The organism is Caballeronia sp. SBC1, from assembly GCF_011493005.1.
In the GTDB taxonomy this organism is placed as follows: domain Bacteria; phylum Pseudomonadota; class Gammaproteobacteria; order Burkholderiales; family Burkholderiaceae; genus Caballeronia.
The window spans coordinates 3,245,955-3,264,640 of sequence record NZ_CP049156.1 but is presented as its reverse complement, the minus strand read 5'-3'; the positions used below and the strand labels follow the sequence as shown (position 1 = coordinate 3,264,640).

Genomic DNA, 18,686 nt, shown 5'->3' with positions numbered 1-18,686 from the left:
TTTGTCCGCCGCCAACCGGCAATCCGCGCTGGCTTCATACCAACCGCTCGCGCCTTACCCAGAGCGTTTCGCGGCGCAATGTGTCATTCCGTCGCAAACCGCTGGCGACGCGCGAGGCGAACGCTGACCATGAGCATCATCGAAATCTCCTCAACACGGATAAGGACGATCATCATGCTCATCAGCATTCTTCAGCAAACACCGCACTGGGTCTGGTGGCTGCTTGCGGCCTTGATTTCCCTCGGCGTCAAGCAAATGCAATCGGGGCACAGGACGCTGCGCGCCGCGACGGTGATTCCAATAGCGATGGCCGCGCTTTCCTTCTACGGCGTTGTGTCAGTCTTCGCCCATGAGTCCATCGCGTTGGTTGCGTGGGCAGCGGCAATGCTCGCCGCTCTCGCCATATCCCTCGCTGCCGGTGTAGGCAGCAAGGTCCGCTGGCTTGCCGCGGAGCAGCGTCTGCTCGTGCCCGGAAGCTGGGTTCCGCTCATGCTGATGCTTGGCTTGTTCGTTATCAAGTTCGGCGCCAACGTCGCGCTGGCAACTCATCCCGATATGAGCATCGACGGGATCTTCGCGGGTTCGGTGAGCTTTGCATACGGCACGTTCAGCGGCATCTTCCTCGCACGCGGCCTCGCGATGTGGCGCGTCGCCCGGCAGGCCCAGCCGTCCGGCATGGCTTATTGAGTGGGTTTGGTCCGCCGTATGTCCTACGCCAGCTTTTCACACAACCCGCGAGCTGTGAGCCATGACCTCGCGGGGAGTGCGGCGATCTGATCTGTCTTGCCGCTACGGCCCGATGCATCCGATCGCCTGCAACAAGCCGCTACGCGTAGAATCCGCGCAATGGGTCGATCTGCCGGGTGATTTGGCCGGCGCGCGCAGTGTGTCTGCAATCCCAGGAACCTGTTCAAGCCTCCCGGATGGGCCCCCTTTGGCGAAGGCAATACGACTGCCGAGCTGCGCGGGCAGTCGAAGAATCAGAAGGCTCCGGCCGCGCCTGAATCACCTCATTCACAATCGCCGACTGCATGCGCCACACTCATCCCATCCTGAAACAGCTATGGCGCGAACTGCGGATCTTTATCCCGGTATCGGCGGCGAGCACCCTGTTCTTCTACGCGATGTATCGCGATTCGTTCGCCGGCAACCTGATTTATTCACTGTGCAGCACGCTGTTCATCCAGGGTTTGATCGAGGGGGGCCGATACGGCCTCGCTGCCCTGATTCGCAAGCGGTCCCCCGATAACCAGGAGGCGCAGCGCAACTGGCCCGGATGGGGACTGATGGCTCCGTGGGTCGTTGTGTCGGGCGTAATGGGTTACGCCGCCGGGCACATGCTCGGCGATCTGCTGACCGGCGTGCAGCACGCACCCGCCACGATCCCTGACAACCCACGGGCGATGTTGCTGAGCATGACCGGCGTGTTTGTGCTGTCGCTGGGCATCACGTATTTCTTTTATGCCCGAGGCCGCATGGCCGCGATGCAAACGCGCACCGAAGCCGCGCTGCGCAGTGCCGCGGAGAGCCAGCTCAAGCTGCTGGAGTCGCAGCTCGAACCGCACATGCTGTTCAATACGCTGGCCAATCTGCGGGTGCTGATCGCGCAAGACCCGCCGCGCGCCCAGGCCATGCTCGACCGCCTGATTGGATTCCTGCGCGCGACGCTGGACGCCTCGCGCTCGGGATTAGGATCACATTCGTTGTCCGCGGAATTTGCGCGTATTGGCGATTATCTCGAGTTGATGCAGACCCGCATGGGAAATCGCCTGAGCCGGCGACTCGATTTGCCCGACGACATAGCCGGGTTCTCGGTGCCGCCGTTGTTGCTGCAACCCCTGGTCGAAAACGCTATCAAGCATGGACTTGAACCCACGGTTGCAGGCGGCTGGATTCGGGTCAGTGCACGGCGCGAAGGCAACACGCTCGTGCTCAGTGTCCGCGATACAGGGGCGGGGATTGGTGGTGGGGGTCTTGGTGTTTTACCGCCCGAAGGCAGCCGCTTTGGCATCCAGCAGGTTCGCGAACGGCTTGCCGCGTTGTACGGCAAAACCGCGTCGCTTGAACTCATTGCCGCGAACGATGACGAGGGCGGTACCCTGGCTATCGTGCGCCTTCCTGTATCTTGACTCTGGCCGATTAACTGATCCCGACCATTGAGTCGATTCCGCCCACCGACCACTCTGTGCCGACCATGAAAGCTACTGCACTGATTGCCGAAGACGAAGCTTTGCTGGCCGCAGACCTGCAGGCCCAGTTGACCCGGTTATGGCCGGACCTGCAATGCGTCGCGAGTGTGGCTGACGGAGCGGCAGCAGTCGAACAGGCGCTGGCGCAGCAACCCGACGTGCTTTTCCTCGACATTCGCATGCCCGGCATGACAGGACTCGAGGTCGCGCAGGCGCTTGCCGAAGACTGGCCGGACCTTGCCAAACCGTTCCCGTTGCTGGTGTTTGTGACCGCCTACGATCAATACGCACTGCATGCCTTCGAACACGCAGCGGTCGATTATGTGCTGAAGCCTGTGCAGTCCGATCGCCTGGAAAAAACCTGTGCGCGTCTGCAAGCGGCATTGCGGCAGAGGGCGCAATCGCCGGCAACGGAGCCATCGTTGGAAGCGGCCATTCATACATTGCGCGGGCTCTTGCATGTCGATGCCGCGAGAGCGCAGAACAACCCGCCGGCTGCAAGCCCGCTGCGGATAATCCAGGCGAGTGTTGGCAATACCATAACCATGGTGCCCATAGCGGACGTGCTGTACTTCGAGGCCGCCGACAAATATGTACGGATGGTCACAGCCGAACGCGAGCACCTGATCAGGATCTCGCTGCGTGAGCTGCAATTACAACTCGATCCGGAATGCTTCTGGCAGGTTCATCGAAGCACGATCGTACGGTGCGATGCCATCGCTACCGCGTTACGCGATGACAGCGGGAAACTCACGCTGACGTTGCGCGGCCACACGGACAAGCTCAGCGTGAGCCGCCTTTACGCGGATAGGTTCAAGGGCCTTTAGCCGGGCTTAGCCAAGCGGCAACGGTGACTTCGATACCTCTGCTCCGCTCGCACCTTCGCGACTGGGGCAAGCTCGTCGCGCTCTTTCCCGAGGTCGAGCTGGAAGGGCCGCCGTTTCATCGACTGTATCGGGATGCACCCGATGACCGGGGAGTTCACTGTCTTGCTCGACTGGCTGTTCGCCGCGGCATGACGAGAGTGAACAACGCAGCCAGTCGAACCTGCACCGTCTACCTAACCTCGCAGCCTACGAAATTCCCCCAACCACTCCGACAACACCGCGACCGCTTCCGGCGTCACCGCGTTGTATAGCGAAGCCCGCAGGCCGCCGATCGATCGATGCCCTTCCAGTCCATGCAATCCTGCGCGACGGGCGTCATCGAGGAATTTCGTTTCCATGGCTGCATCGGGGAGACGGAAGGCTACGTTCATGGTCGACCGGCAAGCGCGCTCGCCATGCACGCGATAGAAATCCGGCTCGGCATCGAGCGCACAATACAGCCGCTCCGATTTCGCGCGGTTGATCGCCGCCATGTTTTCCACGCCGCCTATTTCATCGCGCAACCAGCGCGTCACCAGCATCAACACATAGATGGCGAACACCGGCGGCGTGTTGTAAAGCGAACGTGCTCGAATATGCGTCCGATAATCGAGCAAAGTCGGCAACGCATGCGTTGCCCGTGGAGCGAATTCATCGCGCAGGATTACCACGGTGACGCCGGCCGGCCCGAGGTTCTTCTGCGCGTGCGCGTAGATCATCGCGTAACGGTTGATGTCGACCGGCGCAGCCAGCAGATTCGATGACATGTCGCAGACCAGTGGCACGTCACGAAGCCCCGGAATGTCCGTAAATTCCAGGCCCTCGACCGTTTCGTTCGACACGTAATGCAGGTACGCGGCGTTCGGCGCGAGCTTCAACTCCGCTGGCCCAGGCAAGCGCCGATACCCCTCTGCCCCGCCATCCCACACCACACACGTCTCTCCTTCGTGCAGCGCTTCAACCGGCGCCTTCGCGCTCCAGTAACCGGACACAATGTACTCGGCATGCTTGCCGCTGCCGCGCAGGAAGTTCATCGGCAGCATGGAGAACTGCAGGCTGCTGCCGCCCTGCATGAACAGCACATGGTAGTTGTCGGGAATGCCGAGCAAAACGCGCAGGTTGCGCTCGGCTTCATCGAGGACTTCGCGGAACCAGTCGGATCGATGGCTCATTCCCAGCACGGACAGACCGGTCTCCGGCAACCCATCGATGGCAACGCTCGTTTCGCGCAGCACCGACGCCGGTAACGCGCCCGGTCCGCCGGAGAAGTTCATGGTCTTGTTCATTCAGCCCGCCGTCCGGTGCACGAGCATTTGCTCGAACGCATCGACGATATGTTGTACGTGTTGGTTCTTATGAGCGAGCATGCCGTTATCACGCTCGTAGTGCGCAAGCATCGTCGCGTTGGCTTCGAATACGAAGACCTCGCCGTCGGGGAGAAGCGTGAAATCGATGCCGGCGTAGTCCAGATCGAGCCGCTGCCCGATAGCCGTAATGGCGTTCATCGCGCGCTCGCCGAGTGCAGCACGCGGGTCTCGGAGGAAGCGGCGTTCTTCGTCGAGCTTCCATGCATGGCTTTCCATGTCGGCGGAAAAATAATGCGCGATCCAGTGCGGCGAAATCACAAGATGATAAGGAAACGGCTGACGATCGACGTAGATTACGCGGTACTTGCGATAGAAGCCATCGGCCGATTGGCAATCGCGAAATGCCGTCAGGTACTGGGCGCCTTCTTGCGTCGATAACCGGCTTTCAAGTGCTTCGATTGTGTCGCATAGAACCAGGCCGTCGCCGCCGTGAGCGGCAACGGGGCGAGCCAGAAGCGGAAACGTAACGGCGTGATCGGCGAGCAGCGAGCGAAGCGAAGCGTGCGGACCAACGCCCGGCGCTTCGCTTTGTACTTCGCTTTGATCTTCATACCGCACGCACGGCGCGGTCTGTACGTCATCAAGGCCATCAAGCAGGGCGGACAGCTTATGTCGCGAGGTCGGCGTGATTGCCGAGTTCGGGTTGAGCAATGGACGCGAACACTGCGCCTCAAAACGCGCGAGCCTGCCCCTCAGCGGCGCTGCAATATCCGGATCGCCGATCGCGTTGAACACGAGATCGAAGGCGGGAAGCTGAGCGTCTTCGTCGTCGGTCGCGTAGTCGATTGCGTACTTGATACGACGGTTCCTGGCGCCCGGCAACAACGCCTCGAACGGCACATTACCGGTGCTTCTACCCGCGCAGAGGATCAAGACGGAGCGAGTCCAGCCCGCCGTCTCTTCGACAAACACCCGCTGGATTCCATAAGCGCGCTCGCGATAAACCTCGGCAAGGGCAGTCATTCCTTCACCCGCATGGATCGCGGCAAGGTTCTGGCACGCAACGGCGACGTTCGGATCGAGCGTCAGGACGAGTTCATACCAGCGAGCAGCAACTGCATGATCCCCTTTCATGAAATAGCCCGTGGCGACGTCGCACAGACCGTTCGTGCGCGCGTCCGATGAGCCGGTCGCGTACGCATCGAGGGTATGGGCCGCGATCAAATGGGCGAGCGCGCCGAGTTCATCGCCGGCGTGGCGGCATGCATCGGCAAGCGCGCGGTGAACCGATGGATCGGGCGACGTGATCGCGCTCAAATGATCAGTCGGCGCAGACGGATGCTCGGGGGTGTTGTCGGATTCTTGGATCATCATGGCCTGGCCGTGCGCATCGGGACGCTCCTTCAATGCGGGTTTTGCAGCATAGCCGCCTCGCCCGACATTCCGGTTACAGGCACGCATGCCGTCATTACGAAAATTTACGCGCCGGTCGAACGCGCTTTGTCACGGCTCCATCGCCTTGACGATGATCTGGGCGTCCGTGTCCCGTTCGATTCGCTTCAACACCGGTTGCATGGCGGTGAAGTCCGCGGGCGTACAGACCTGCTTGCCGAAGTTCGCCTTCAGATGGCGCTCTGCCTGAAGCAGATTCGTCGCAGGGTCGAAGACATAACGCGATGAATAATCGAAAAACGCGTTTGTGAAATTCGCGTCGGTCGGGACATCGGTGACGCGAATCGTCTTCGGCAAGGCGACTTGCGAGATTTCATCGAACGTGCCTCCGGTGCACATGAACGGCTGGGTCCGCACGCGCTCGGCGAGCAAGTTCTCAACCAGCGTCGCGATCCCGCCGGACAGGCTCGTGAGCGCGGGCAGGGCGGTCGTGCCAGTGGGCCACGCGACATTGTCGAGGGTGCCATTGATCGTGGTGGTCAGCGGACCGTTGCTCGCGCTCAGGTCGCTGGCGGCAAGCGTCGCGACACCACGCAGGCCTGTCGCCCGAAGGCGGGCATCGGCAATCTGCTTGCGGCGCTCGGCAGTCGCGTGCAGCAAATTCGCGCGCTCCGGCCCGCTGCTCCATCCGGCGTCTTCCACCTGATAGGCGAACGCGGCCGAGCCGTCCGGCGCCACATCGATCTGCAAGCGCGCCGTGCGCGACAGCGGCTCGGTAGCGGGCGTTCGTGACAGCGTGCCGTCGCCGACGAGCAGCGTTGGGCGGTCCATGTCCGCGAGCGGCAGAGAGCCGAACTCGATACTCAAGGCCGTCGAGTCGGCATACATTCCCAGCCCCGGCAGCCACGTAATGACGTGATTGATCGCGCTGCCGCCATAGCCCGGTACCGACGGCAGCGTATAGACCGAGCCGAGGCTGATCAAGGCCGGCTCGTTCTCGATACCCACCGCCGCCAGCAACGCCCCGTACAGCGCGACATAGTCCTTGCAGTCGCCGTATCGGTTGGCGAGGATATCGGCGGCGCGGTGGGGGATGGCTGGGCTCTGTCCCAGGAATAACGACACATAGCGGATGTTGTGACGTACCCAATCGTAAAGCGTGGCCGCTTTGGTGCGTGCATCGGTTTCGTCGCGCGTGAGCGATTGCGCGAGGGTGCGCACAGCCGGATCGTCCGCGCTCGGATCGACGGTCCCGGCCCGATAGCTCTCGGCAAAGCTCTTGTAGTCCGGAAATGTTGACACCATCAGCCGGTCGCCATACTGCGCGTAACCGACCGAGCCCGCTTCCACCCGATCGTAATGCGCCCGGCTGTAGTCGAATTCGTAGCGCGTGCGGCCACCCTGTGTCACCGGCGGCACGGCGATATAACCACGTGCATCGGCGTAGAGCGGTTTGTCGGCGGGCAAGTCGAAGATCAGCTGCTGGTTTTCCACCGGGCCACGGCCGGGCTCGACGAAATAATCGAACTGCCCCGCGATGACCGGTTTCGACTGCGTCTTGTGAAACCGCAGATGCACGATCGATCCCGCGCTCACTCCTGGAAAAACTACCGCTTTCAGGCGAGAGTCCTCGAACGTGGGAGCGCCTGCCGAACGCGGCTCCTGGATCTCACGGATCTGGTCGGGCGCCACAATGTGTTTGATGCCGTCGGGGCCTAGCGAGTAGGCATCGGTTATGTCGATGGTTGACGTCGATTTATCGAACCAGATGTAGCGTTGCGCGATTTCACCGACACCCGCCGGCGTATTCGCGCGCAAGGTGGTTTCATCGTCCTCCGTCAAGGAGCCGTCTTCCGCCACGACGAAGGTATGGACGTCGCTGACAAGCGTGGACGGCTGCGCTGTTTCGATGGTGTCCGTCGCGAAGGCAGGCGATCCGAGACACGCCAGCGAAGCAGCCAGCAGCACGCGGCGGTTAATACGCATCGATCTCGAACTCATGGAGGGCGGTTCTGCCTGCAGGTTCAACGATCTATCGTATCGCACGCGGTATCGCACGAGCGGATTCTCGTGATTGAAGACGACGTCGGTGCTGAAGATGCTGGGTTACGCCGTCACTGAGGCTCGCATGGACGCGCGGGGCTGGAGCGGCTGCAGCCTGACTTTGCTGATGGTCAACTTCGCGATGCCCGGCATGAACGGCCCGGAAGCGATTGCCGAAGCGAAGCGCTCACGCCCGAAACTGGCTGTGACCCTGGCGACGAGGGATGTATCGAAGGACCGCGTTGAGGGGTACGCGGTGCTCGATTCAGATAGGAGACCTTGCGCGCGCCGTGAAGGCTGCGCTGACGCGCTCGCATGTGTGGCGCAGCGTGGGCTTTCGATGCTCAACGTTCAACGCCGTTGCGATGTCACGTCCCAGTTGATATCGACGCACAGGACCTGCAAACCGCGCGGCGTATGCGCAGCGATGGACGCGGTCACGCACAAGTGAGCCTCGTTGATCGACAGATACGGTGCTGTCAGATGAACCCGGTCCGGCGAGCGCAATGCTTCGATGAAATACGGCCGGCGTTCCCAGCTCGCGCCTTCCGAATGCAGCAGGGGCCGGAAACGCTTGGCACGTTGCGATGCACGCGCGACGGGCAACACGTTGTCGCCGATCTGCCGCCCCGATGCATCGAGCAGGAAGCATCGAGCCGTTTCGTGAAGCTGCAATAACGTGCGGGTCGCATTAGCGAGCGTTTCGCCTTCGATCAGACGTGCCGCCGCCGCTTCCAGCGCGCCCACGTACGGCGCAAGTCGCGCCGACTGCGTTCGTTCGCGCGCGGCCACGCGCTCGCGCGACGCTGCGGACAACGCGTCCAGCACGCCTTGCGCGGCTTGCGGTTTCACGGCTTCCACGCTGGGTCCGGCGAAATACGCGCCCTGCACGAAATCGACGTTGCATTCGAGCGCGATCAGCGCGTCGCGTTCGGTGCTCAGTCCACCCATCAAGACCAGTTGACCGGACTCGTGCAGCAGGGAAACGAGCCCTGGCAACACGCGCTCGATATGCGAATGTTCGCTCGCCTGCTGCAGGATGCAGCGGTCGAGCGTCACAATATCCGGCCGCAGATGCCACACGCGGTCAATATTCGAATGCTTCACGCCGAAGCCGTCCAGCGCGATCAGGAAGCCTGACTTGCGCAATGAGTCGATGATCTCCGCGAAGCGCGTGGTCTCGCCGCCTGCTTGCTCGGGCACTTCCAGCACTACGCGCTGCGGTGGCAGGCCGATATTTTTCAGCGATGCCAGCAGCGCGTCGCCGTAGCTCGTGTCCATCAACGCGGCCGGGTGGAGGCTGAGGAACAGCCATTCGTCGTCGCTATCGAAGGAAAAGAAGTTGCCCAGATGCAGCGATTCAGCCAGCCGGCCGAGTTCGAGCAGATCGCCGCGCCGTGCTGCCTGCGTGAAGACTTCATGCGATGGGACTTGCCGGTCGGCGTCATCGCGGGCTCGCAGCGACGCGTGATAACCGATTGCGCGGCGATGAGACACGGAGAACACGGGCTGGAATACGCTGAAGACCGTGTATTCGCCGTACAGGACAGTGCGCCGCGCACCGTCGTCGCCGGCAACGGGACGAGGTGGCTGAAAGCGGGGAGGGTCGAGATCAACCATGCTCATGGTGGTTTTGGCAGGCGTTCGAACGCGGCTCGAGTGGGAGTAAACATCGGGAAAGAACTAGTTTACAGGATAGGCCCTCTCCCTGAAGAGCAAGAAATATGCGCATTTGCCGGACAATTGAGATATTCCCGCCGAAACCCAGGCCTGACTCGGGCGGGGCTGAGGTCCGGGTTTTCGTGGCGGCCGGGCGGCGCAGCCTCGTGCACTTCCGTAGTGCACCGCGCACGGGGAGATGGATCGCCATGGCGCGTTAATGTTTTCGCTCGCGCCGGTGGACGGAGTTTTGGCTTTTGGTGGTTTTGAGGTTAGTGGTCGGGGTCAGTGCCGGGTTGCTGCTTTCGGACTTAGTGGTCTGCATGAGTTGGCTAATTTCTTTATCACTATTAGCCACTGTGCGTGGCGGCACGTCATTTCTTTGTCCAAAGCGACAAAGAAACGAAGCAAAGAAAGCGCTTTTAAACCACGCTACCCTAAGTGTCCACAGCGTGCAGTTTCCATTCATAGGTGCCCCAAAAGCACGGTGCTCGCCAGAACTGCGGGTGTGTGAACCCCTCTTTCTCCGAACACGGATACCCACACGCTTCGCCACCAGTGACTGAACCTGCCCAAGGAACACCCCGCGCTATCCGCGTAAACCACCCTCCAAATTTGTATGTATGCCGAACCACGTCGCCAACCCGCCTCGAAATAAGGCCGTAAGGTGTGTCAGGCCGTCCCCCAAAAAGATAGCCGCGCGGATCAAACACCCAGTCGACCAAGATGTGAAGCAGTAAAGGCGCGTGATGACATGCGGGTTCCTTGGCAATGGTGCTTGCCCGAGAGCGTTCGGGGCGAAGCGTGTTCGTGTAAGAATTCGGGAGAAGGAGGGGTTCACACATCCGTGGCTCTTGCGAGCACCGTGCTTTTCGGGTACCCATATATCAGAACTGCACGCTGTGGACACTTACGTGCCCTCGTTCTGAAAGCGTTTTCTTTGCTTCGTTTCTTTGTCGCTTTGGACAAAGAAATGACGCGCCGCCACGCGCAGTGGCTAATAGTGATAAAGAGAAAATCCGACTCAGGCAGACCGCTAAGGCTAAAAGCGGCAACCCGGCATAGACCCCGACCGCTAACCTCAAAACCACCCAAACCCAAGAACCCGTCCACCGGCGCGAGCGAAAAACCACCGTTCAATGTGCTTCCGACGGATCGGTTTTCTTGGTCTTCACGGCGCGAATCTCCGGCCCGAGCTGCGCAAAAATCCACGCTGACGCAGCCGTAATAATGCCGACGCAGAGGAAGGTCGCGTGAAAGGCGGGCAGCGAATTCGTTGCGGTCACCTTCGGCAGGATACCGGTGAAGGTCGCGAGCACCGCCCCGGCGATAGTGACGCCCAGGCTCATCGACAGCATCTGCACAAGCGAGAACAAACTGTTGCCGCTGCTGGCGCCGCCGGTTCCAAGGTCTTTCAGCGTGAGCGTGTTCATCGCGGTGAACTGGATGGAGTTGACGCCGCCGAAGAACGCCAGTTGCACGAGCCGCAACCAGAGAGGCTGATCGGCGCTGGTAAGCGAGAAACTGGCCATTGTGAGCCCGACCAGCACCGTGTTGACCATCAGTACCTTCCGATACCCCCTCCTCATGATCAGGCTCGTCACAATGCGCTTCGAGGCCATTCCGGCAGCGGCCACGGGCAGCATCATGAGACCGGCTTCAAAGGCCGAATAACCAAGGCTGATCTGCAGCAGCAGCGGCAGCAAATACGGCATCGCGCCGCTGCCTATGCGCGCAAACAGGTTACCGAGCAAGCCGACGCTGAACGTATGGATCTTGAAGAGATCGAGCGAAAAGATGGGTTGCGGAACGCGCACGGCGTGCAGTCCGTAAGCGACGAAACACGCCATGCTCAGCACGAGCAACACGAGCACGATGGCGTGTTGAAGGCCGAGATCGGCGAGGCCATCGAGTGAGATGGTCAGCGCGACCATGCCGACCGCGAGCAGCAGGTAACCGGCGAGATCGAAGGGGGCCGTGGCGGGGTTGCGGCTATCGGTCATGAAAAGCCGTGTGGCAATACAACCGATCACGCCCACCGGCACGTTGATCAAAAAGATCCAGTGCCACGACGCAATCTGCACGATCCAACCGCCGAGCGTCGGTCCGATAAGCGGCCCGATCAGCCCCGGAATGGCCACGAACGACATGGCGCTGAGATAACGTTCGGCCGGCACCACGCGCAGCAGCGCGAGGCGCCCGACGGGCAGCAGCATGGCGCCGCCCACGCCTTGCACCACGCGATAAATCACGAGTTGCATGAGCGAGTGAGCGTTCGCGCAAAGCAATGAGCCAATAGTGAAGATCAGGATCGCGCTGAAGAACACGTGGCGCGTGCCGAGCTTGTCGGCCAGCCAACCGGAAAACGGAATGACCGTCGCCATGGTCAGCGAATACGCAATCACCACGCCTTGCATGCGAAGGGGCGCTTCACCGAGACTTCTTGCCATGGCCGGCAGGGCCGTATTGACGATGGTCGAGTCGAGCGTCTGCATGAAAAAGCCCGTGGCGACCAGCCATAACATGATGGTGAGCGATTGGGGCGAGGGCGTGGGCGCAACGTTCGAGCGGATTGTGTCGGGCATGAAGGGAGCCGGCCGGAGGAGTGCGGTGATTTTACGTGGATGTGGGCACGGATTGCGTGCCGATGTTCGCAGCAATCGACGCGCCGATTGGATCAATCGGGACCAAACCGGAAACTGATTGCAGCGCGGGCGGTCCATACCAATCGAGGATGAACCCGCGGACCCCGGGTCTGACTAGCGGCATTGAAGGAGCATGGCCATGAAAGTTGTCGAAGAACTTTGGCATCTGGCGCAGGGAGACCCCGAAGCGCTTGACCACCTCACGGTCAGCGGCGATGAACGGCAACTGCCGTCGGTTTATCGGGTAAGTGCGCTGGCGGCGGCGAGCGTAGGTGCGTCGGCGTTAGCGGCGGCAGAATGTTTCAGGTATCGCACGGGCCGGCAGCAAGACGTGCACATCTACACGCGCCGCGCGGCAATAGCGTTCCGCAGCGAGCGCTACTTGCGCATTGGCGCCGACAACCCGCCGGAGTTGCGCGATCCGCTAATGGGCTTCTACGAAACCCGTGACGGCCGCTGGATCCAGCTTCATACGAACTTCAAGCATCATCGGGACGGTGTGATCAAGCTGCTGGGCTGCGCGAACGATCATGCCGGAGTGACGCAGGCCATCCGCAACTGGGACGGCGCAAGCCTGGACGACGCGCTAGCCGATGCCGGCCTCTGCGCCGCGCTGATCCGCACGCCGGAGGAATGGGCACGCTTGCCGCAGGCTCAGGCGATTGGCGAAATACCGCTGCTGGAGATTGTCAAACTCGACGATGCACCGCCGGAACCTATAGGCCAAAGCGAGCCGCAACGCCCTTTGTCAGACGTCCGCGTGCTGGACCTGAGCCGTATCATCGCGGGTCCGGTAGCGGGGCGCACGCTCGCCGAACACGGCGCCGATGTCCTGCTCATCAACGGTCCGCATCTGCCTAACATTCCGCCGCTGGTAATCGACAATGGCCGCGGCAAACGCTCGGCGACCCTCGATCTTCGCGAGGAAAGCGGTCGCGAATCGCTGCGCGCGTTATTGAAAGATGCCGATATATTCCTTCAAGGCTATCGCCCGGGCGCACTGGCCGCGCACGGATTCGGACCCGAAGAAGCCGCGCGGCTGCGTCCGGGCATCGTGTACGTGACAATATCGGCGTATGGGCACAAAGGCCCCTGGTCGCAACGGCGCGGCTTCGACAGCCTGGTGCAATCGGCGAGCGGCATTGCGTGGACCGAAGCGCAGGCGGCCGGTCAGACGCAACCTCGCCACTTGCCCTGCCAGGCACTCGATCACGCCACGGGTTATCTCGCGGCATTGGGCGCGATGATCGCGCTGCAAAGACGCGCCACGCAAGGCGGAAGCTGGCATGTGCGGGTAGCGCTGGCGCGGACCGGGCGCTGGTTGCAATCGATGGGACTGGTCGAAGACGGTCAGAACGTGCCCGATCCCCAACTCGACGATGTCCGCGACATGCTGCAAACCATCGCTTCGCCGTTTGGAACGCTTACGTGCACGCAGCCGCCCGAACGCATGTCGCTGACGCTGCCGTACTGGAGCTCGCCGCCGGTGCCTATTGGGACCGATCAGCCCCGCTGGTGGTGATTACTTGCGACTACTTGCGCAGTTCCGCGACGAAATCGTAGTAGTCGTTGCGGCAATAAGTATCCGTGAGTTCGATCGGGCGCTGGTCGGCCGTATAACCCACGCGCGTGATCAGCAGCAGCGCGTCGTGGGGCGCAATGCCCATTTGCGCGGCAATCTCATCGCTCGCATTCACCGCGCGGAAATGCTGCAGGGCGCGCACGATCGACAGATTGCGCTGTTCCAGGAAGCTATAAAGCGAATCACCAACAGCCAACGGATCCGGAATCAGCGCCGCCGGAAAGGTGGAGTTCTCAACCGCCATCACAATGCCGTCGGCTGTGCGCAAGCGGCGCAAGCGTGTCACGGCCGCCGCCGGCGATAACCCGAGCTGGATCACTTCATCGCGATTCGCGGGCTCGATCACGCGTGAGAGCCATTTCGAACCGGGGGTAAAACCGCGTCGACGCAGCATTTCACTGAAGCTCGACAGCCGCGACAGCGGATCTTCGTAGCGCGGCGTGATGAACGACCCGGCGCCTTGCGTTCGCCGGATCAGCCCTTGTTCGACCAGCAGCGCGATCGCTTTGCGCGACGTGATTCGCGATACCCCAAGTGCCTCCGACAACACGCGTTCAGAGGGCAGCGCTTCGCCCGCGTTCCAGCGATTGTCGTGAATTGCGTTGCCGAGCTTGCGGGCGAGCTGGAGATAAAGCGGGGTGTCACTGTCCGGGTCCGGGCGCAAGTCGCGCCAGCGGTCCTCCGATGTCGTGTTCATAGTGCGCAGGAAGTGGGGACCAAGGGCAGATTCTAAGACAAGCAGCGCGGCGACGGGGATTGAATGAGAAGCGGCACTCATTCGCAGAGACGGGTGAACCCTTTGTTTATCCCCAGACAGCCGCTTCGCTCAGGCCCATTTCGGCGAGGTCCGTGGCGCGTAGGGTGGCATCGATATCGCAGAAAAATTCATCGAGCGGCGGCGGTGCGACTGATGTTCCGGCAAGCATCGCATGCACTTGCCCACGATGATGGATCTGGTGCTGGAACACATGTCCGAGCAGCCTCGCGCGTGTTTCCTGCTGTTTTGCGCGAGGGCGGAGGAGGGTGATTGGGCGCTCGAGCGTGTTGTCAGTGAGATGAGCGCAGTAGTCGATAAGCCTCCGGTCAGCCAGCCGTTGCTCGCGCTGCAGGTCGGCGCAGGTATCGAAGGGTTCTTCCGGATCGAAGAAAGACATGATTTGCGGATGCGGCGGCTCGTTGCGCTGCTCGCGCTCGAGCGCGTCGATGTAAAACCAGTCGACGGTCAGAATGTGATTCAGCGTTGCCTTGATCGACGGAAAGAAACTCGTTCGATGCGCGACGAAATCCGTCTGGCTCAGCAAAGCGCAAGCCTTCAACAATCGATGATTCGACCACGCGTTGTTGTAGGCCATGCTGAGGAAATGGCGGGAAAGCAGATTGGACATAGGTATTTCGCTCGCGCCGGTGGACGGGGTTGGGGTCGATGCTAGATTCTTGCGTTAGTGGTCGGGGTCAATGCCGGGTTGCCAGGTTCTTGGGTTAGCGGTCTGAGTCTATGCCGGGTTGCCGCTTTTAGCCTTAGCGGTCTGCCTGAGTCGGATTTTCTCTTTATCACTATTAGCCACTGCGCGTGGCGGCGCGTCATTTCTTTGTCCAAAGCGACAAAGAAACGAAGCAAAGAAAACGCTTTCAAAACGAGGGCACGTAAGTGTCCACAGCGTGCAGTTCCCATTCATGGGTACCCGAAAAGCACGGTGCTCGCAAGAGCTGGAGTTGACCCGATTTCGTGGACACCTATTCTTTAGAACAGGAGGTGTCCATTATGCAGAGACATCGGAAGCCGTACCCGGCGGAATTCCGGGCGCAGATGGTTGAACTGGTGCGCGCAGGGCGCACGCCTGAGGAGCTCGCGCAGGAGTTTGAGCCCACTGCGGCATCGATCTACAACTGGCTGGCGCAGGCCGAGCGCGACGCCGGCAGGCGTCACGACGGTCTGAGCACAGCGGAGCGCGAGGAACTGACCCGGCTGCGACGCAAGGTTCGCCAGCTCGAGCTTGAGCGGGACATCTTGTCAAAAGCCGCGGCCTGGTTCGCCCGGGAGACCGTAACCGTACCCGAGAAGGGTTCGAGTTCATGAAAGCGAATCAGGCCACCTGGCCCATTGCCACCATGGCACGGCTGCTGAAAGTCTCGACCAGCGGCTTTTACGCGTGGCTTAAGCGCCACCCGTGCGCGCATGCGCTTCGCGATGCGGATCTGCTTGCCCGCATTCGCACCGTCCATGCGTGCTCACGGGGCACGTACGGGATGCCGCGCATCTATGCTGAGTTTGTCGAACAAGGCATTCACACTGCCCGCAAGCGGGTTAGACGTCTGATGAACACTGCGGGTTTGCACGGCGTGAGCCGGCGCGCCTGGGTCAGCACCACGCGGCGTGAGCCGCATGCCCGCCCGGCGCCGGATCTGGTGCGGCGGCACTTTAGCGCCGAGGTGCCCAATCAACTATGGGTGGCCGATGCGACCTATGTGCCAACGGTGGTCGGGTTTCTGTACCTCACGGTGGTGCTGGACGTGTTCAGCCGGCGCGTGGTGGGCTGGGCAACGGGCTGTCGCCTGCGCACCGGGTTGATGTTGCAGGCGCTGAATATGGCGCTCGCGCAACGTCATCCCCACGGGGTGATTCACCACTCCGATCAAGGGTGCCAATACACCTCGATTGCCTTCGGCCAACGGTGCAGCAAGATGGGAGTGCGCCTCTCGATGGGCACAGTCGGTGATTGCTTCGACAACGCCATGTGTGAAAGCTTCTTCGCCACACTTGAGTGCGAACTGTTCGCGCGCACGCGCTTCGAGACGCACAAGCAGGCCCAGTGCGAGATCTTCTCGTTCATCGAAGGCTGGTACAACTTGCATCGCCGTCACAGTAGCATCGGCTATCGTTCGCCGATCAACTTCGAGCATGCTTATGCCGAGCAGAATCGAACGGCATCTGCAAGCGAGTTGCCCACCGCCGGCCAGCGTCATGGTCGTAACAGGCGACCCGCCGGCCGGCCATGGACAACTCGCAGCGCCACATCAAAAGGAGGAAAACCGCCCATGCAAAATTCAACTGCTTAACTGTCCACCGAAACGGGTCAACCCCAAGCCACGGATGTGTGAACCCCTCCTTCTCGCGAATTCTTACACGAACACGCTTCGCCCCGAACGCTCTCGGGCAAGCACCATTGCCAAGGAACCCGCATGTCATCACGCGCCTTTACTGCTTCACATCTTGGTCGACTGGGTGTTTGATCCGCGCGGCTATCTTTTTGGGGGACGGCCTGACACACCTTACGGCCTTATTTCGAGGCGGGTTGGCGACGTGGTTCGGCATACATACAAATTTGGAGGGTGGTTTACGCGGATAGCGCGGGGTGTTCCTTGGGCAGGTTCAGTCACTGGTGGCGAAGCGTGTGGGTATCCGTGTTCGGAGAAAGAGGGGTTCACACACCCGCAGTTCTGGCGAGCACCGTGCTTTTGGGGCACCTATGAATGGAAACTGCACGCTGTGGACACTTAGGGTAGCGTGGTTTAAAAGCGCTTTCTTTGCTTCGTTTCTTTGTCGCTTTGGACAAAGAAATGACGCGCCGCCACGCGCAGTGGCTAAAAGTGATAAAGAGAATATCCGACTCAAGCAGACCGCTAACGCCGAAAGCAGCAACCCGGCATAGACCTGACCGCTAACGCCAGAACCTGGCAACCCGGCACTGACCCCGACCGCTAACGCCGAAAGCACCAACCCAGCACAAACCCCGACCGCTAACCCCGACCGCTAACCCCAGAACCTAGCACCCGTCCTACGCCGTCGCTGCTCCACCCACCCCGCGCCCTGTGCGCATATACAGCCCGACGGTCAACGCCACGCCCGCCGCCGATGCAACTGCTGCGAACAGATACACAGAGCTGAACCCGAACTCGCCGGCAACATACCCTGCCAGCGGCCCCGTCACGCCCAGCGACAAATCGAGGAACACCGAATACGCCGACAACGCCGCCCCACGGCTGGCCGGCGGCACGAGCCCTACCGCTTCCACGCCGAGCGCCGGGAAGATCAGCGCGAAGCCGAAGCCGGTCAGCGCCGCGCCCGCGAGTGCAAAGGCGGGGTCAGCGGCAAGCCAGAGCATCAGCAAGCCGACGCATTCGAATGCAAACGACACGATAGCCACGCGAAAGCCGCCGAACATCTTGATGGTGTTCGCGAACAAGAGCCGCGAGCCAACGAACATCGTGCCGAACACGGTCAACGAAAGCGCTGCGTCGGGCCAGTTGTGCGCGGCATAAAAGAGCGTGATGAACGTGGCGATCGACCCAAATCCCGCCGATCCCAGCGCGAGACCCATACCGTGCGGCAGCACGCGAAAGAACACGCTGCGATACGACATGCGCTCGCCATGCACGATCGGAACAGCGCCCATTCGCGTGGCGAGCCAGTAGCCGAGGCCGCCAAGCACGATCACGAACACGCCCAGCGACGCAAATCCGAGCGAGCGTTCCATCGCCACACCAAGCGGAGCGCCAATAGCCAGCGCGCCATACGTAGCAATGCCGTTCCACGAGATCACCCGTCCGCTGCTGCCGGTGCCAACCCTTCCGATACCCCACGTGATCGCGCCGGTTCCGACCCAGCTTTCACCGAAGCCAAGCACAAGACGCCCGACGATCAGCAGCCCCAGGCTCACCGAATGCCATTGCGACGCGAGCGCTGCGCTAAGCAGCAGCACGCCGCTGAGCGCGCAGGCGGTCAGCCCGTACAGCACAGTCTGCTTCGGCCCGATAGTGTCCGCCGTGCGTCCGGCGAGCGGCCGCGAGGCGAGTGTTGCGAAGTACTGGACGCTGATTGCCACGCCTGCCATGACCGATCCGTAGCCAAGATCCGTATGCACGAAACCCGGCAGCACCGCGAGCGGGACACCAATGGTCAGATAACAAATGAACGTGAACGTGACGACCGCGACGATCCGCCCGGTAATGGCTAGATCGGCGCGTCGGGACAGCGGGGCTTCGGTGGACATTGGGGTAAGTGC

Annotated in this window: 13 protein-coding genes and 1 pseudogene; 6 read left to right on the top strand and 8 right to left on the bottom strand. The window is 61.4% G+C overall.

What is annotated here, in order from left to right:
• Nucleotides 1-129 precede the first annotated feature (129 nt).
• The 3 genes from SBC1_RS14390 to SBC1_RS14380 all read left to right on the top strand — a co-directional run bounded on the left by SBC1_RS14390 (nt 130) and on the right by SBC1_RS14380 (nt 3,016).
• The gene (locus tag SBC1_RS14390) at nt 130-687 is read left to right on the top strand and encodes a DUF6622 family protein (RefSeq protein WP_165988310.1); all 558 of its coding nucleotides are present in this window, start codon (nt 130-132) and stop codon (nt 685-687) included.
• A 344-nt stretch (nt 688-1,031) separates the two neighbouring features.
• Complete coding sequence (locus SBC1_RS14385) at nt 1,032-2,129, top strand: sensor histidine kinase (protein WP_243830233.1); 1,098 nt, start codon at nt 1,032-1,034, stop codon at nt 2,127-2,129.
• A gap of 65 nt (nt 2,130-2,194) precedes the next feature.
• Nucleotides 2,195-3,016 (top strand): LytTR family DNA-binding domain-containing protein, encoded by an 822-nt coding sequence (locus SBC1_RS14380; protein WP_165988308.1) that lies wholly within the window; start codon nt 2,195-2,197, stop codon nt 3,014-3,016.
• Nucleotides 3,017-3,249: 233 nt separating this feature from the next.
• Here the strand turns inward: SBC1_RS14380 and serC are convergent, their stop codons facing one another.
• The 3 genes from serC to SBC1_RS14365 form a co-directional block, all read right to left on the bottom strand.
• Nucleotides 3,250-4,341, bottom strand: coding sequence for a 3-phosphoserine/phosphohydroxythreonine transaminase (gene serC / locus SBC1_RS14375; RefSeq protein WP_165988306.1), 1,092 nt, complete (start codon nt 4,339-4,341; stop codon nt 3,250-3,252).
• Nucleotides 4,342-5,736 carry a hypothetical protein gene (locus SBC1_RS14370; RefSeq protein WP_165988304.1) on the bottom strand — a complete coding sequence of 465 codons (1,395 nt, stop codon included), beginning with the start codon at nt 5,734-5,736 and terminating at the stop codon, nt 4,342-4,344. It abuts the gene before it with no gap.
• A gap of 129 nt (nt 5,737-5,865) precedes the next feature.
• The gene (locus SBC1_RS14365) at nt 5,866-7,740 is read right to left on the bottom strand and encodes a DUF3857 and transglutaminase domain-containing protein (RefSeq protein WP_243830232.1); all 1,875 of its coding nucleotides are present in this window, start codon (nt 7,738-7,740) and stop codon (nt 5,866-5,868) included.
• 88 nt (nt 7,741-7,828) lie between these two features.
• On the opposite strand from SBC1_RS14365, the gene SBC1_RS14360 reads away from it, so the two are divergent.
• A complete protein-coding gene (locus tag SBC1_RS14360; RefSeq protein ID WP_165988300.1) occupies nt 7,829-8,248 on the top strand; it encodes a hypothetical protein in 420 nt (139 codons plus the stop codon).
• Here SBC1_RS14360 and SBC1_RS14355 read toward each other — a convergent pair.
• Nucleotides 8,149-9,423: an EAL domain-containing protein gene (locus SBC1_RS14355; protein WP_165988298.1), complete on the bottom strand. Its 1,275-nt coding sequence runs from the start codon at nt 9,421-9,423 to the stop codon at nt 8,149-8,151. The genes SBC1_RS14360 and SBC1_RS14355 overlap by 100 nt on opposite strands.
• 1,169 nt (nt 9,424-10,592) lie before the next feature.
• Complete coding sequence (mdtD, locus tag SBC1_RS14350; RefSeq protein ID WP_243830290.1) at nt 10,593-11,981, bottom strand: multidrug transporter subunit MdtD; 1,389 nt, start codon at nt 11,979-11,981, stop codon at nt 10,593-10,595.
• Between the two features lie 259 nt (nt 11,982-12,240).
• On the opposite strand from mdtD, the gene SBC1_RS14345 reads away from it, so the two are divergent.
• Nucleotides 12,241-13,623 (top strand): CoA transferase, encoded by a 1,383-nt coding sequence (locus SBC1_RS14345; RefSeq protein WP_371826737.1) that lies wholly within the window; start codon nt 12,241-12,243, stop codon nt 13,621-13,623.
• Nucleotides 13,624-13,633: 10 nt separating this feature from the next.
• Here the strand turns inward: SBC1_RS14345 and SBC1_RS14340 are convergent, their stop codons facing one another.
• The gene (locus SBC1_RS14340) at nt 13,634-14,380 is read right to left on the bottom strand and encodes a GntR family transcriptional regulator (RefSeq protein ID WP_165092457.1); all 747 of its coding nucleotides are present in this window, start codon (nt 14,378-14,380) and stop codon (nt 13,634-13,636) included.
• Nucleotides 14,381-14,486: 106 nt separating this feature from the next.
• On the bottom strand, nt 14,487-15,068 hold the full coding sequence (locus SBC1_RS14335; RefSeq protein ID WP_165988292.1) for a DinB family protein: 582 nt from the start codon (nt 15,066-15,068) through the stop codon (nt 14,487-14,489).
• A 377-nt stretch (nt 15,069-15,445) separates the two neighbouring features.
• Between SBC1_RS14335 and SBC1_RS14330 the strand changes: the two are divergent.
• Nucleotides 15,446-16,581, top strand: a pseudogene (locus tag SBC1_RS14330) (IS3 family transposase); the annotation flags it as partial.
• An 878-nt stretch (nt 16,582-17,459) separates the two neighbouring features.
• On the opposite strand, the gene SBC1_RS14325 reads toward SBC1_RS14330, so the two are convergent.
• Entirely contained in the window at nt 17,460-18,674 is a 1,215-nt protein-coding gene (locus tag SBC1_RS14325) for an MFS transporter (RefSeq protein ID WP_165988291.1), read from the bottom strand.
• Nucleotides 18,675-18,686: the final 12 nt, after the last annotated feature.